General features: G+C 49.0%; 11 protein-coding genes. 10 read left to right on the forward strand and 1 reads right to left on the reverse strand.

Features of this window, described 5'->3' with window-relative positions:
- Window positions 1–3: 3 nt before the first annotated feature.
- The 4 genes from AAHB90_RS16730 (at window position 4) to trmB (ending at window position 4,087) form a co-directional block, all read left to right on the forward strand.
- The gene (locus AAHB90_RS16730; RefSeq protein ID WP_342086353.1) at window positions 4–1,071 is read left to right on the forward strand and encodes an HU domain-containing protein; all 1,068 of its coding nucleotides are present in this window, start codon (window positions 4–6) and stop codon (window positions 1,069–1,071) included.
- Between the two features lie 106 nt (window positions 1,072–1,177).
- The gene (locus tag AAHB90_RS16735) at window positions 1,178–2,104 is read left to right on the forward strand and encodes a hypothetical protein (protein WP_342086354.1); all 927 of its coding nucleotides are present in this window, start codon (window positions 1,178–1,180) and stop codon (window positions 2,102–2,104) included.
- Window positions 2,105–2,111: 7 nt separating this feature from the next.
- Window positions 2,112–3,413: a bifunctional folylpolyglutamate synthase/dihydrofolate synthase gene (locus AAHB90_RS16740; RefSeq protein ID WP_342086355.1), complete on the forward strand. Its 1,302-nt coding sequence runs from the start codon at window positions 2,112–2,114 to the stop codon at window positions 3,411–3,413.
- Window positions 3,414–3,427: 14 nt separating this feature from the next.
- The gene (trmB, locus tag AAHB90_RS16745) at window positions 3,428–4,087 is read left to right on the forward strand and encodes a tRNA (guanosine(46)-N7)-methyltransferase TrmB (RefSeq protein WP_342086356.1); all 660 of its coding nucleotides are present in this window, start codon (window positions 3,428–3,430) and stop codon (window positions 4,085–4,087) included.
- A gap of 67 nt (window positions 4,088–4,154) precedes the next feature.
- Here trmB and gap read toward each other — a convergent pair whose 3' ends face one another.
- Window positions 4,155–5,168, reverse strand: coding sequence for a type I glyceraldehyde-3-phosphate dehydrogenase (gene gap, locus AAHB90_RS16750; protein ID WP_342086357.1), 1,014 nt, complete (start codon window positions 5,166–5,168; stop codon window positions 4,155–4,157).
- A 368-nt stretch (window positions 5,169–5,536) separates the two neighbouring features.
- Here gap and AAHB90_RS16755 point away from each other — a divergent pair, with 368 nt between their 5' ends.
- The 6 genes from AAHB90_RS16755 (at window position 5,537) to AAHB90_RS16780 (ending at window position 16,487) form a co-directional block, all read left to right on the forward strand.
- A complete protein-coding gene (locus AAHB90_RS16755) occupies window positions 5,537–6,352 on the forward strand; it encodes a 2,3,4,5-tetrahydropyridine-2,6-dicarboxylate N-succinyltransferase (protein WP_342086358.1) in 816 nt (271 codons plus the stop codon).
- A 238-nt stretch (window positions 6,353–6,590) separates the two neighbouring features.
- Window positions 6,591–6,980 (forward strand): helix-turn-helix domain-containing protein, encoded by a 390-nt coding sequence (locus tag AAHB90_RS16760; RefSeq protein ID WP_342086359.1) that lies wholly within the window; start codon window positions 6,591–6,593, stop codon window positions 6,978–6,980.
- Between the two features lie 514 nt (window positions 6,981–7,494).
- Window positions 7,495–10,728, forward strand: coding sequence for a SusC/RagA family TonB-linked outer membrane protein (locus AAHB90_RS16765; protein WP_446717909.1), 3,234 nt, complete (start codon window positions 7,495–7,497; stop codon window positions 10,726–10,728).
- Window positions 10,729–10,739: 11 nt separating this feature from the next.
- Window positions 10,740–12,239, forward strand: a complete 1,500-nt coding sequence (locus tag AAHB90_RS16770) for a RagB/SusD family nutrient uptake outer membrane protein (protein ID WP_342086360.1) — start codon at window positions 10,740–10,742, stop codon at window positions 12,237–12,239.
- A gap of 320 nt (window positions 12,240–12,559) precedes the next feature.
- On the forward strand, window positions 12,560–14,869 hold the full coding sequence (locus AAHB90_RS16775; RefSeq protein WP_342086361.1) for a DUF1549 domain-containing protein: 2,310 nt from the start codon (window positions 12,560–12,562) through the stop codon (window positions 14,867–14,869).
- A gap of 187 nt (window positions 14,870–15,056) precedes the next feature.
- The gene (locus AAHB90_RS16780; RefSeq protein WP_342086362.1) at window positions 15,057–16,487 is read left to right on the forward strand and encodes a DUF1501 domain-containing protein; all 1,431 of its coding nucleotides are present in this window, start codon (window positions 15,057–15,059) and stop codon (window positions 16,485–16,487) included.
- Window positions 16,488–16,656 lie beyond the last annotated feature (169 nt).

The raw sequence follows: 16,656 nt of genomic DNA on the forward strand, positions 1-16,656 counted from the left end.
TTCATGATAGCAGTCGAAACAGTCATTCGGAAACTCATCGGAGAATACGAATTCGTGATCATTCCCGGCTTCGGTGCCTTGCTTTCGCATCAGGTACCAGCGGTTTATGATGGTAATTCGGGCATTTTCGCGCCGCCTGTTAAAAGGCTGGCATTTAATGAGTATTTGAAACTGGACGACGGGCTGCTGGCGAACTACATTTCGCGCCATGAGAAGGTAACGCACGCGGATGCGGTCGAATATATCAAAGGCTATACCGATCGCCTGAGATCCGGCCTCGATTTGAACGGGGAAGCCAGCATTATCGGCATTGGTGAGTTCAAACAGAATGTAGAAGGCAAGCTGGTGTTTGAACCTAACACTGGTAAGTACTTTAAAGACGAATGGTACGGCTTTGAAAAGGTTAAAGCCACAGAGGTACAATCCCGCCCGGTAGCTGCATTAAACGCTGCGCATTACGTCAACGACGATGTTGAAGTGGTTGAACTGGAAACCGAAACAAGGCCACGTCGCTGGACAGGCTGGGCTGCTGCTGCCGTAATAGCCGGTTTGCTTTGCGGATTGAGCTTTTTCCTTGTGAATACGGAGAACGAATATATCAAAAGCACGTTGAACCCGTTTGCTGAAATGTTCAGCCGGAAAGAAGCTGCCGAGACGATCGTTGTAGCAACAGAAGAAGTGGAGGCTCCCAAGCCGGCACCCGTTACTGATGAGGTAGTGTTGAAAACAGATTCGCTGCCGGTTGATTCAGCAGCTGTAAATACTCCTGCAACGGTAGCGAACACTCCCGCAGCGGTTCCCGCCGTTACCGAGGCAAAGCCTGCGGATATCGCTTCGGCGAAGTTTTATGTGATTGCCGGCGCTTTTAAAGGCACGAAACAGGCAAAAGTTTTACTTGCCCAACTTACGGAGAAAGGCTTCACCAATGCATTGATCATCCCGGGCAACGAGCGCAGCAAAAAAGTGAAGGTGGCTGTGGATGGATTTGACAATGAAACGGATGCATACCGGGCTTCCGCAAAACTCAAAGCGGTAATCGGGGAAGCAGGTTGGGTTTACAAGAAAAACTAGCGTTTTAAACCTGAAAATAGATAAAGGAGGTCTTTGGCCTCCTTTTTTTGTTGCATACGTTTTTTACTACTTTTACGTTTTCCGAAAGAAAAACCCAGATTGATAAATGATCACATTACAGGCAGAAGACCGGCAGCGAATCGCAATATCATGGGCGTGGTCCTTTGGGATCACTGCTGCCATGCTAGGCTTATTCTTCTTCATCCGGCTTAGCTCCTCACTTCCCAAGGTAGAACCTATGGAGTTGTTTGTGGAAGTGAATTACGGTACCAGCAAAGTGGGGAAAGGGGACATTCAGACCTACAATAAGCCCAACGACAGCAAGGTACGGGAGAACATGAAAGCGGATGCCGATGAGGTCAAGAAGGTGAAATCGGTAGCTACGCCGAAGCCGACACCTCCCACGCCACCTAAAATAGAGTCGCCAAAGCCCACAAAAACGATCGCTGAGAAGCCTGCGATCACTTCGAAGGTAGAGAGCCCGGTGGAGGCCCCGGAGAAGACTGACGTTAAAAAATCGACCGGAAGCGAAAATGCTTCGGCACCGGTTGCGAAGCCGGCGCCCGAAAAGGCTGTCAACAAGGATGCGTTATTCAGCAAGTCGTCCGGCAGTAAATCGGGAAGCAACGGCACCAATGGCACCAAAACCGGCGTCGGCGGTAACAACAATGGCGACGACGCGGAGGGTGTAGGTGACAAAGGATCGAAAACCGGTAGCCTTTTTGCGAAAACCTATAAAGGTGAAGGAGGCGGAGGAGGTACAAATGTTGGCCTCAACCTCTCGGGATGGAGCTGGTCCAGGAGACCGGTTGTGGATGATAATTCGGATGCTACCGGCGACATTACCTTTAAAATCACGGTCGATAAGAATGGCCGTGTAAAAAGTGTGATTACCCAGGCGACAACAGTAACGGATTATGCGGTTGTTAATAAATATAAAAGCGCTGTCAGGGACCTTACATTCGTGCCCAAATCAGCCAATGTGCCTGACGAATCGATCGGTACCATCACTTTTAAAATACGTTCACGTTAATACTTAAATGACATATCAGGAAACGATCGGATATCTGTACGAGAGATTGCCGGTTTTTCAGAATATTGGGGCCCGTGCTTTTAAGCCGGGCCTTCATACTACAAGGGAGTTATGTAAGTCCCTGGGAGATCCGCAGGACAAATATCCCACTATCCACATTGCAGGCACCAATGGCAAGGGAAGCACGTCGCATATGTTGGCAGCGATCCTGCAAGAGTCAGGGTATCGGGTCGGGCTTTATACATCGCCTCATTTAAAGGATTTTCGCGAGCGAATACGTGTAAATGGTACGTGTATACCTGAGGAATTCATTATTAAGTTTGTCGATGGTCAGAAATCTAACATTGATAACCTATCTCCATCCTTCTTTGAGGTCACAGTTGCCATGGCATTTGCCTATTTTGAGAAGGCTCATGTGGACATTGCCGTGATAGAGGTTGGGATGGGCGGACGACTGGATTCGACCAATATCATTACGCCGGAGCTGTCGGTTATTACCAATATCAGCTTCGATCATATGCAGTTTTTGGGTGATACGTTGGGCAAAATCGCTGGTGAAAAGGCAGGAATTATTAAAAAGGGTATTCCGGTAGTGGTTAGCGAGCATCAGAATGAAGAGATTGGCGACGTAATTACCGCTGCGGCCGAAGCGGCGAATGCTCCTTTAACGTTTGCGTCCGATATATTTGACGTCAGTTTCGTCGGATCGTCCGGCGGCAAAATGCTCGTGGATGTGGAGGATAAGGCTTCCGAGACCATCGTTGCGAAAGACCTGGCTTCGGATCTGACAGGTGCCTACCAGCTAAAAAACATCATCGGCGTGTGGGCCGCCAAGGATGTTCTTATCTCAAAAGGCTGGAAAATAAGCGAGGATTCGGTAAAACGGGCATTAGGGTCGGTGCGCTCGATTACGGGGCTTAAAGGGCGCTGGCAGCAACTACGACAAAGCCCTGACGTTTATTGTGATACGGCACACAATACGGCTGGCCTGACGCTAACCCTGGCGCAATTCGATGCTGTTTGTAAAGGGAAGAAGCGATTTGTCGTGGGTTTTGTCGGCGATAAGGACATTTCGACGATGTTATCGCTCTTTCCGAAGGACGCAGCGTATTATTTCTGTGAACCTTCTAATATGAGGGCTTTGAAGGCCCAGGAATTGCAATTGAGGGCATCGGAACATGGTTTGGTAGGGAAAACCTTCGGCAATGTGAACGAAGCCCTTGAGGAAGCGATTAGGGAATCGGCGCCATCCGACGCAATTTACGTGGGCGGTAGTACCTTTGTAGTCGCAGATATTGAAAGTTTATAGAGCATACAAGTATAATGGCAAGGAGAAAGTTACATCATTACAAATTTAGTGAGCAGGCAGAAAACGTAGTGCAGGCGGGCAAATCGCTTTATTCCGAAGTGAAAGGCAATTGGAACAAGCTGTACTTTAATAACGAAAGCCCGATTGTTGCAGAATTGGCATGCGGGAAAGGCGAATACACCGTTGGTTTAGGCCAGAAATTCCCTGAAAAGAACTTTATCGGTGTCGATATCAAAGGTGATCGGATCGCGCGGGGCAGTGCATTAGCTTCCGAGTATAACCTGTCGAATGTAGCATTTCTGCGGGCGGGCATTCAGTATTCGGAAGAATTTTTTGGAGAAGGTGAGTTGAGCGAGATCTGGCTTGTCCATCCGGATCCGCAGGTGCGTGATCGCAATGAGAAATACCGGCTTACCAATCCCGTTTTTCTGGCCAAATATGCTTCGTTTTTGAAGAAAGGGGGCATGTTTTTTCTTAAAACAGACAGTACATTCCTTTACGAATACACTTTGCAGACGATCGGGGAAGCGTCGGACTTCCAAATCGTCGAGCATACCGACGATTTGTATCAGTCGCATTTGCTGGACGAGCACCACGGCGTCCGCACGCATTATGAGGGGATTTTCACGGCCAAAGGCTATACCATTAAATACATTAAAGCGCAGCTGGTCTAGCGCACTGCACATAAAAAAGCCCGTTCCGGCAGATCGCCGGAACGGGCTTTTTATTTTGAATTTACTATTACTTCTGGATCAGACCAGCGAAGTAGTAAACAGTTCTTACAAGCTGAGAGACGTATGACATTTCGTTGTCGTACCATGAAACAGTTCTAACAAGCTGAACGTCACCTACTTTCTGAACGCGTGTTTGAGTCGCGTCGAACAGTGAACCGTAGCTGATACCGATGATATCGCTGCTTACGATTTCGTCCTCTGTGTAGCCGTAGCTTTCGTTAGCAGCCTCTTTCATTGCGGCATTGATCTCTTCTACGGTAGTTTCGCGGCCAAGAACAACTGTCAATTCCGTCAACGAACCTGTCAGAGTTGGAACGCGTTGAGCAGAACCGTCCAATTTACCTTTCAATGAAGGCAATACAAGGCCGATCGCTTTTGCAGCACCAGTGCTGTTAGGAACGATGTTCTGAGCAGCAGCTCTTGCTCTTCTCAAATCGCCTTTCGGATGTGGAGCATCCTGGGTGTTCTGATCGTTGGTGTAAGCGTGAATGGTAGTCATCAAACCGTTCACGATACCAAATTTGTTTTCCAACACCTGCGCCATTGGGGCAAGGCAGTTGGTCGTACAGGAAGCACCGCTGATGATGGTCTCAGAACCGTCGAGAATGTCGTGGTTGACATTGAAGACGATCGTTTTCAGGTCGCCGGTAGCAGGAGCGGAGATAACCACTTTTTTTGCACCTGCTTTAATGTGCGCACCTGCTGATTCTGCACTGGTGAAGAAACCTGTACATTCCAGAACCACATCAACATCGTGCTGGGCCCAGGGAATTTGTGCAGGGTCACGTTGTGCGTAGATTACGATGTTTTCGCCGTTTACAACGATTGAGTTGTCGGTAGGCTTTACATCTGCATCGAAACGTCCTTGTGCGGTATCGTATTTAAGAAGATGTGCTAATACTTTTGGACTAGTCAAATCATTGATGGCTACGATATCGATGCCCTCCATGTTATAGATTTGACGGTAAACAAGGCGGCCGATGCGGCCAAATCCATTGATTGCGACTTTTACTTTTGACATATCGAGGTAGATTGGTTATTTCAGCCGCAATATTAATAAAAATGTCCGCGGATGAAAAGCATTACAGGAAATATAAAGTATAAACAACCTAAACGCAACATAACCATTAAAATTAGCAAAATCCAGTCGAGATACCATCTTAATTAGTATTTTCGGGTTTTTAATTACTAATTTAGTTGGTAATCCACTAATTGGTGAATTTTGATTCTATTAAAATAACCTATATACTTGTATCTGAGTTCCTGCACTTTGCTTGTGCGTGCTTGCTCTTTTGCCTTAATTGAAACACGATGGTTATATTTTACTGAACAATATAACTAGCTGTAAATAAACGAATTAAATACTTTTTATTAACTTCATACTTTAACATGGATTTTACTGAGCAGATCGAAAGTTACTGGACTAACCGGGAATTATTGAAAGAAGAATCAGCAAAGAACTTTATTCGCGATATCATTGAAGAAGTTGACAAAGGCAGGATGCGGGTGGCCGAACCCGATGCTAATGGGGGCTGGATAGTAAACGAAGCACTAAAAAAAGCGATCATTCTTTACTTCCCAATCCAGCAAATGCACGTTAGCGAAGTTGGGATTTTCGAATACCATGATAAAATGAGACTAAAATCGGGGTATGAGCAACTAGGGGTAAGGGTAGTGCCTCCGGCAGTGGCCAGATACGGTGCTTACATTTCCAAAGGTGTCGTCCTTATGCCATCGTACGTAAACATTGGCGCTTATATAGATGAAGGCACAATGGTCGATACCTGGGCGACTGTCGGAAGTTGCGCACAGATCGGCAAGAATGTCCACCTTAGCGGCGGCGTAGGGATAGGAGGGGTGCTCGAACCTGTACAAGCGGCTCCTGTAATTATCGAAGATGGTGCGTTCATTGGCTCGCGCTGTATCGTTGTAGAAGGTGCACGGATCGGAAAAAGGGCCGTTTTGGGTGCAGGAGTAACGATTACAGGAAGCTCGAAAATCATCGACGTTACCGGTAGTGAGCCCGTGGAATATAAAGGATATGTACCTGAGGATTGCGTCGTAATCCCCGGAACATTGCCCAAAGAGTTTGCAGCAGGGACCTATCACGTGCCATGTGCGCTCATCATCGGCAAGCGCAAACCAAGCACAGATCTCAAAACTTCCCTGAACGAAGCACTCCGCGACAATAGCGTAGCGGTGTAGGTCTGCCGACAATCTCCCGTATAACGCAACCTAAGTGCGACATGAAATCTTCGTGCCGCACTTATTTTTTGCACCGGTCCATAGTTTATATTTGTTACAATTACTTAATCACATATGTAACATGTATAAATTCATATGATTTACAATATTAACTTTCAATGGGTCAATATAATTTACATTACTATTGTTCCATGATTCTTAAAACTTTACATTTGTGGTAACAATTCGAAATCACAGCATGGACCTTACAGATAAGATTAAACAAATACTAATTGACAAAAATATCAGCCCATCGCTTTTCGCCGATGAAATAGGCATACAGCGGTCGAGCATGTCGCACATACTCGCCGGCCGGAACAAGCCGAGTCTGGACATGGTGCAGAAAATTATAAAGCGTTTTCCTGATTTGGGTATCAGCTGGATTCTTGATGATGAACCATTGCCAGTAATAGCTCCCGAAGCAGCCCGGGAACCGATCGTAGAATCGCGTAAAAAAATTGTTCTCGCTCCACAGCCCGCACAGCCTGTTGTAGTAAAAGAGAACTCGCCCGTATTGCCTGAGAAAAAGATCGAAAAAGTGCTTATTTTCTACTCAGACGGCACTTTTCAGGAGTTTAAACAGGGCTGACAAAATGTGACGGCAAAGTTCAAAATTAAAAACGTATCATTAGTACCGTCACTATTCGGGGTGACGGACAATGGAACGTGCATCCTCTTACCGATCGGGCCATCTTCGATTATATCTTCTTTCCTCACGCCCGCCAAATTCCCTCTTCTACATCACAGTGCGCCGGCATATTAGCTGACGATTAAATTTTGCTCCCGGTAGCCAACGAAAATTTAATTGTGTCCACCGTACAATTTCCAGCCGATACCGGACAGCACAGGATAGTAAGGAATTCAAATACCGATACTATTGTAAAATAATATAATTCAAATCATTAATTGTACATATCAAACATTGAAAACGATATGTACCTGATGACCAGTTGCTTTTCCCTCCGGCAACATATTTGAATTCAATTATTCTTTCCGGCCATACCGGCCACGCTTTTCACCGAAAAACTGCTTGCCTATGACAAAAAACAGCGCATGAGACCCATTTTACAAATCAAATCACTAACTATTCCAATCCTAAACGTATGAATCAACCTCGACAATTAAGATTCAACACCGGGTTGCATCCGCATTACAAGCTGATGCTCGGCCCGGTGTTGCTCGGTGTCGCACTCGCTGGCTTCCAGCAAGCCCCGGCAGCAGCAGCCGCGATAAAGGACCCGATCATGGTGACCGCCGACAGGTCGCTGGCCGGAAAGGTTACCGATGAAAATGGCGCCGGTCTTCCGGGAGTCAGTATCGTTGTTAAAGGGTCCAGTACCGGAACCGTGACCGATACGGAGGGACGTTACAACATTAATGTGCCCGAATCGGGCAGCTCGATTTTGGTTTTCTCCTTCGTCGGGTACGTACCAAAAGAGATTTCAGTGGGAAATCAGACTACTTTGGACGTTCAATTAGCCGTGGATAACAAAGCATTGGAAGAAGTAGTAGTCGTGGGTTATGGTACCCAGCGCAAGCGCGACATTACTTCCGCCGTGTCCAACATCAACATGGAGGATATTGGTGAAGTCCCTAAGTCAAACGTCACCCGGATGATCCAGGGCCAGGCCCCCGGGGTGATCATCAAACAGAAAAGTGGTACCCCTGGCCAGCAGTTCGAAGTCAAGGTCCGGGGGATCAGCTCGCTCGGGGCCGGTAGTGATCCATTGTATGTAATCGACGGGTTCCCCGTGGGTATTTCTGTCGGTCAAAACCTCAACCCGAACGATATCGAAACGATTACAGTCTTAAAGGATGCGGCTTCTACCGCCATTTACGGTGCCCGTGGTTCAAATGGCGTAGTGCTGATCACCACGAAGTCGGCCAAAGAAGGCAAGACAAGCCTGAACGTTTCTGTCGACTATGGTATTCAGAATGTCCCTGATTCAAGAAAAACCAAGGTGCTGAATGGCCAGGATTTTGCGCAATTCAAGAAGGAAGTTTTTATCGGACGTTTTGTGCTCGACAAAAAAAGGCAGCCTACGAATGAAGAGATACCGATTGACTTTCGTAACCCTGCCGACACCAAGTATTCTACCAACTGGTTTGATCTGATCCTGAACAACAATGCAGCCTATACGGATGTAAATGTATCGATGTCGTCTGGGAAAGGCCCTATTAAATCAATGGTTTCCATTGGTTATTATAAAGAAGAGGGCGCGCTGAAATACACCGACTATGACCGCGCCTCCGTTCGTACGAACCTCGCGGGCGACATTAACAAATACATTTCCATGGGGGTAAACATAGCGGGAAGCTACTCGCGGTCGAGCCTGGCGGCTACCGACGGCCGCAGTGCGTTGGTGGGCCTGACGCTCATCAGCGACCCACGGTACCCTGCCTACGATCAGAAAGGGGACCTGATTCCGTATTATAATGGAGTCGGCGACATTTTCGGTTTCCCCAACCCGCTTTATCTGCTCAAAGCCATCGACCGTAACAGGAACATCGCCGATGTCCTGGCCAACGGGTACATTGACATCAACATCGCCAAGGGATTGAAATTCAGGACCTCGGTAAATGCGAAGATCAACTATAACAAGTACAAGGAATATGTACCTTCCACAATCGGTCTGGCGATTGCGACAGGCTCTAATGGCGCGCCTCCGCGTCTTGCAACCGAGCGGGATGACGCCGAAGAACTGCGCAACTATACAGCCGACCAGTTGCTGACGTACAATGTGAAATTTGGAGAAAATCACCACCTGGATGCAATGCTTGGCTACACTGCCCAGCAAGAGATTGTGAAGGGTTTGTATGGATCAGGTAATACCTTTCCGGACGACCTGGCGCCCTACCTGGGCAATGCGACAATCCGTTCTTCCAATTCCATGGAGCGGAAATGGACGATGCTTGCCTACCTGGCGCGTTTGAACTATTCATTTAAAGACCGTTACCTGCTCTCCGCGTCTTTCCGTCGCGAAGGAAGCTCCCGTTTCAGTGAAGGACATCAATTTGGCAACTTCCCGGCGGTGTCAGTGGGTTGGAGGATTTCGGAAGAACCGTTCATTCCTAAAGCGGCGTGGCTTACCGACCTGAAAGTCCGTGGTAGTTGGGGGATGACGGGTAACAATACCTACCAGGTTAGTGCCAACAACAACTTTGGTACAGGTCAGAATGCGGGTGATGATGGCAACTACGCCAGCCTTGCCTTCCTGACGCTGAACAACTATGTTTTCAACAACGCATTGTCGATCGGCAAGACAGTAAACCGTTTTGCTAACCCGGAGCTGACATGGGAAAAATCCAACCAGCTCAACATCGGACTTGACCTCTCAACCTTCAATAACCGGCTCGTCTTTACCGCCGAGTATTACAGGAAGATCACGGATGACATGCTGCTTGGGTACAACATACCGGCAGTTTCAGGCTTTACCTCGACTTTGAAAAATCTGGGTAAAGTTCAGAACCAGGGGGTAGAGCTCGCAGCCAGCTATCGGATGAAGATCGGGCAGGTGAATTTCAGGACTAATGCAAACATCACGTTCAACCGCAGCAAAATCCTGGCCATCCGCGGACAAAACGACTTTATCCTGCAAGGAAGCCAGTACGGAGGTTATAACATCCAGCAGGTAGGGCGGCCGATCGGCATGATTTTCGGGTACAAAAAGCTCGGAATTTTTAACACTCAGGCCGAAATCGACGCAGCTCCATTGCAGGAGGGTGCCGTACCGGGGGCTATGAAATTTGCTGATCTGCACGGCGCTCCCGACGGCGGGCCGGACGGAATCGTTTCCTACGATACCAAGGACATGACTGAAATCGGCAACCCTAACCCCAAATTCAACTGGGGATGGACTGTCGGGGCCGACTATAAGCGTTTCGATGTGAGTATCTTATTGATGGGCGCCCATAAATTCGATATTTACCGTAACATCGAGGCTTCGACGATGAACATGGACGGTGTCTTTAACGTGCTGGAAAAAGCGAAAGACCGCTGGCGTTCACCCGAGAACCCGGGCTCTAACCCGAATGCGAAGAACTCTCAGGGCGGTACCGACTATTTCAAATGGTCGCGCGAGAGTAGCGAGCGCTACGTGTACGACGGCAGCCATACCTGGATCAAAAACGTGACAATCGGCTACACGCTTCCCAAAGTGGGCGGCATTCTGTCGGATGCGCGCATCTTCATTAATGCGGCTAACCTGCTGCTGATCACCAAGTATCCGGGTAATAACCCCGACGCGGGCGTACGTGGCGGAACCGAACTGAACAACGACGACGAGTCGTATCCGGTACCCAGGACGTTCTCTGGAGGCATTAAAGTTAACTTCTAAAAATGGCGAAGATGAAAAAAGTAACGATACTCGGAATCGCACTGGCACTAGGCCTGTCGTCATGTAGCGAAGATTTCCTTAACCAAACCGACCCTACCAAGGTGGAAGTCGATTTGTTTTACAAAAACGAAGAGCAGGTAAAGCAGGCAGTAAGCGGCGTTTACAGCCAGGTACAGGCACTCACCAACACGGCATACCTGTTTGGTGAATTTCAGACTGACAATACGACCGTCGACCTGAACCCGTCCGACCGGGGAGGCGCAGGCGGCTGGGAAGCATTCGAATTCAGCACGGTCAACTCGGGCAACGGCGAAATTGCCAACCTCTGGAACGGTTACTATGCGGCCATGTACAACTGTAACCTGACGTTGGAGAAAATGGTGGAAGCCACTATGACCGACAACGGCCGAAAAGAAGCAGAAGGGCAACTCAAATTCCTGCGCGCCTATATGTACTTCAACCTCGTCCAGTACTTTGGCGATGTGATCATCGTCACATCCACACTGGATATCCCCGACCCGGCATTCGATCTCGTACGATCGCCCCAGGCCGATGTATGGGCACAGATTGAAAAGGACCTGAAAGAAGCGGCGGCGGCATTGCCCACAAAATACGCCGCCGCCGGCGACCTTGGCCGCGCTACCAAAGGTGCCGCATTGAGTTTGCTGGGCAAATCCTATCTTACGCAGAAGAAGTATGCCGACGCGGCCACGACGCTGAAAGAGGTAACTACACTGGGTTATGCACTGCACGCTAACTACGCGGACAACTACAATCCATCCCGGAAAAACGGGATCGAATCCATCTTTGAGATCCAGTACCAGGGCGATAACGACAACGGGGAGTGGAGCAACTTCGAATATGTGTTTGCACCAAGGGTTTCCAAAGGTGCGGTGACAGGTTTCGCGGCGGGATCGAACGGCGGTCGGAATGTTCCAACCAATGATATCATGGCAGCTTACGAAAAGGGCGACTTACGAAAGGATATTTCCCTTAAACCCAATTTCAAGCTAGATACCACCACGTATAAGGTGCCCTACGTAATCAAGTACAACTACCCGCACACGATCGTGAACCGTACGAATACCAACTGGCCGGTACTGCGCTACGCCGACGTACTGCTGATGCTGGCGGAAGTGATTAACGAGCAGTCCGGCCCGACGGCAGAAGCATTGGGCTACGTCAACCAGGTCCGCAAACGTGCCGGTCTCGCCGACCTTCCCATGATGGATAAAGTGGCGTTCAAAGCGGCTGTTTTGAAAGAGAGAAGACTGGAACTTGCATTTGAAAACCACCGCTGGTTTGATCTCAAAAGAACCAAAACACCAGCCGAGTGGGCAGCTTTCATGAATGCGCACGGTGCTCAGGAGCGCGCGAACCCCACCGTGGCAAGGGGCAATGTACCATTCAACTCGACAGACTATGTCTTTACTGAGAATGAGTATTTCCTGCCTTTACCGGCACCGCAGATCCTGATCAACCCTAAGCTGACCCAAAACCAGGGCTACTGATCCGATTGAGTGTATCGATGCACAGGAGGGGCATTCAATATGTCTCTCCTGTTAAATTTTATAACTAATCCTTGAATAAAATCGTTATACCTCTAATAGTCAATCCATTACCCAAAGAGGTATTTATATAAACCTTTTTAGAAAATCATGAATATTTATTATTTATAACAAGACAGAACAGGATACTATTTCCTTAACTGCATTTTAGTATTGTATGATATTGCGGAATATCCCCGCCGGTATTCCTGAACCACTAACCCCTTGAACTTGTGTTACTCCAAGCAACCGAAACTTTTTGGCTTTGGCAATTTTTAGGACGATTGCACCCTTTACTGGTCCACTTTCCCATTGGACTTCTTTGCATTGCATTGCTTTTTGAGCTGATCGACTGGAAGCATAAATCGACAGTCTTGCGTGATGGCACGCGCATTATCACCTGGATCAGCGCCGGAAGTGCAGTCCTGGCTGTTGCATTCGGTCTGTTACTCGCCAGCTCAGAAGATTCCAGCGGCACCAATCTCGAAATCCACCGCTGGGCGGGGATCGCCACGATGGTGCTTTCCCTTATTACCGCATTCACATTACGCTCGGGTAGCAGGAGCCTTTTCCGCGGACTATTGCTATCGACCGTCTTCGGCGTGTCGTTCGCGGGCCATTATGGCGCAATGCTCACGCACGGAGAAGATTACTTGTCGAGCGTGCTGCCCGGTGCTGACAAAACGGTAGAGCCGGAAGGAACAACCGAGGCTGATTTTGTGCTGACCAACAATGGCGCATTAACGCCTGAACAAATACAAAACCTGAATGTGGAAGTCAGGACGATCCTGGCACACAACTGTTACAGCTGCCACAGCGAAACCAAAATGAAAGGCGAGCTCCGGCTCGATAGCAAAGAGGCTATCATGAAAGGTGGCGAGGACGGCGTCGTTGTCGTTCCGAATCACCCTGATAAAAGCGAGCTGATCCGCAGGATTTCCCTTCCCAAAGGCCATAAGGAGGCCATGCCCACAAAAGGTAAGCGCCTGACGGAAAAAGAAGTTAAGCTGCTCGAATTCTGGATTGAAAAAGGTGCGCCATGGCCTGATGGCAAGGAAAAAAGCATTTACAGGGTAGCTGAGCTCGCTCCGCGCACACCTCCGGTACCAACCGCGACCGCGGAACTTAACAAACCCGTCGACCTTTTTGTAAACGCCTATTTCCAAAAGAACAAAGGCAGCTGGAAACCGGTGGTGGACGACCGCACTTACATTCGCCGCGTTTACCTCGACATTATCGGGCTGCTTCCGCCTCCCGAAAAAGTGGATGCATTCATAGCGGATACCCGCCCCGACAAGCGCGAATTGCTTGCGAAAGAACTTTTATCCCAAAATGACGCGTACGCACAGCACTGGATGACATTCTGGAACGACGCACTCCGTAACGATTATGACGGAACGGGCTACATTACCGGCGGCCGCTTCGGCATTTCCAAATGGCTTTACGCAAGCTTGCTGGATAACAAGCCCTACAATTGGTTTGTGAAAGAGCTGATCAGTCCTAACAAGGAATCCGAGGGTTTTATTAAGGGTATCAAATGGCGGGGCACAATCAATTCCAGTCAGCGCACCGAAATGCAGGCTGCTCAAAACGTAGCCCAGGTGTTTTTAGGTCTAAATCTAAAATGTGCTTCCTGCCACGACAGTTTCATCAGCGACTGGAAACTGGCCGACGCATATGCATTTGCCAACATCTTCGCCGACACATTACTTGAAATCAATCGCTGCGACAAGCCTACGGGCAAAATCGCGGGAACCCGCATTTTGTACCCTGAGCTGGGCGAAATCAAGGTTAATGCAAAAACTGAAAAACGCCTGCGCCAGCTGGCCGATTTCCTGATACAGCCGAAAGACGGAAGGTTATACCGCACGCTCGTGAACCGCGTATGGGCACAGCTGATGGGCCGGGGCATTGTGGAACCGGTGGATGCGATGGATAATATGCCCTGGAGTCAGGATTTGCTCGACTGGCTGGCGTCCGACTTCGTTACGAATGGCTATGATGTCAAAAAACTCATTTATACGATTGTCACATCGAAAACCTATCAGTTGCCTTCTACGTCGGTGAAAGAAGCGGGCGACATCATGGCGACCGATTACAAGTTTACGGGCATGGTGCGCAGGAGGCTCACGGCCGAGCAGTTCGCCGACGCGATCAGTTCCAGCTTCACGCCAATGTATGCCGACACTGCGCTCGCTTTGAAAAAACTGCCGGAAGACATTAAGGCACGGTTGCCATTCCCGCGCGCGGCCTTCGTTAAAAACGATCCGTTCCTTACTTCGCTCGGCCGGCCGAACCGCGAGACCGTCAGTACCAGCCGCACTTCGCAGGCCAACCTCCTGCAAGCATTGGAATTGACGAACGGCTCGAAATTCACGGAAACGCTCAAAGCAGGATCGAAGGTCTGGAAGTCGCAATACCCGACGTCCGACTCGCTCGTGACGGCTCTTTACCGGAAGGCGTTGGGCCGCTCGCCGGTACCGAAAGAGCTCGCGGCTGCGAAGAAAATCCTCGGCCCGACACCAAATGAGGAAGGTATTCAGGACCTCGTGTGGGCGATCGCGCTGGTGCCCGAGTTTCAGTTGATATATTAAATGTATGACACAAACAAAACATATCTAACATATCAAATGAATAAAGCTTTAAATACAGATTAAACATTTATAATGTACATAAAGAACAAGACCTATGATATTAATTATAAATATTAAAAGTATTTAAAGTACTATAAGTTAATTAAAGTAATACATTGAAATACAAACATTTAAAATATATAGAGAAATGAATATCCAGTGGAATAGGAGGGAGTTTCTGCAACGTGCCAGCGCCGCTACAATGGCAGCTTTGGCGGCGGGAGCCCCCATATCAAACCTGCTTACCTCATGCCGGGGGAAGGCGGGAGCCAATTCTTCGGCGGACACAGTGATTCTTTTATGGATGGCGGGCGGCATGGCACATACCGAAACTTTCGATCCGAAAGCATACACGCCGTTCGAAAAAGACATGGAAGGCAACCGCGTTTTGAGCACGTTTAAATCTTTTCCTACCAAGCTCGACGGCATCCATTTCTCGGAGGGTTTGCAGTCGATAGGGCAGGTGATGGACAAGGGAACGCTGATCCGTTCTTACGTGGCCGCCGACATGGGGCACATCCTGCATTCGCGCCATCAGTACCATTGGCATACCTGCTATGAGCCGCCTCAAACAGTGGCAGCACCGCATATCGGTTCGTGGATTGCCAAGGAACTCGGGCCAAAAAACCCGGTGATTCCAGCATTCATTGACATTGGCCAGCGGTTCACGGTAGGCGAGGCCGAAGAGCTGAAAGCATTTCACACCGCCGGCTTCCTTGGCAATGAGTTCGGTCCGTTCTTCATTCCCGACCCGAGCCAGGGGCTCGAAAGCGTGCGCCCGCCCGTGGGTATGGATGCAAAGCGCTTCGAGCGCCGGAACCAGCTATACAATGAGCTGATCAACAACAGCCCGGTGGGCGAGTTCGGCAGCGACTATCAGCGTGAATCATTGAAGCGCTCGATGGAACAGGCATACGCATTGCTCAACTCGCCCGAATCGAAAGCATTCGACCTCAGCACGGAGCCTAAAAAGAGCTACGACATTTATAATACCGGCCGGTTCGGATTGGGTTGCCTGCTTGCCCGCCGGTTGACCGAACAGGGCGCGCGGTTCATCAGTGTTACCACCGAGTACGAGCCGTTCAAAGGCTGGGATACGCATGAAAACGGTCATACGCGCTTGCAGGAAATGAAAAAGCAAATTGATGGCCCGATTGCTCAGCTCATCAAAGACCTCGACGAAAAAGGTCTGCTCGACCGCACGATGGTTGTGCTTGCAAGCGAATTCAGCCGCGACATGATGGTAGAAGGCCGACCAGACGCCAAGGTCAAGGAGCAAGTAGCGCAGCCCGACATTCTTTCTGATCTGAAATTCTACGGAATGCACCGGCATTTTACGGACGGCTGTTCGATGCTGATGTTCGGGGGCGGTATCAAAAAGGGTTTCGTTTACGGTAAAACTGCCGATGAACGCCCTTGCAAGACGATCGAAAACCCGGTCAAGATCGACGGAATCCATCAAACGATCTACCACGCATTGGGCATCCCGCCGGACACACAATACGAAATCGAGAAGCGGCCATTCTACACTACGCCCGACGGAAAGGGCCTGCCAGTAAAAGAATTACTTTTATCATAAATCATTTTTCCCGTGAGATGCTGGCAACCAGGATCTCACGGGCATTCCTCCCCAATTCGCCTCACCTGCTTCATACCCTGCGAGATAGAGCGTTGACGTTACCGCAACCAGCCCGGACGACGACGATAATATGAGATATATCCAAAAAACTCATGCTAATTAAATATTA

It is taken from the genome of Dyadobacter sp. OTU695, assembly GCF_038440355.1.
Taxonomy (GTDB): domain Bacteria; phylum Bacteroidota; class Bacteroidia; order Cytophagales; family Spirosomataceae; genus Dyadobacter.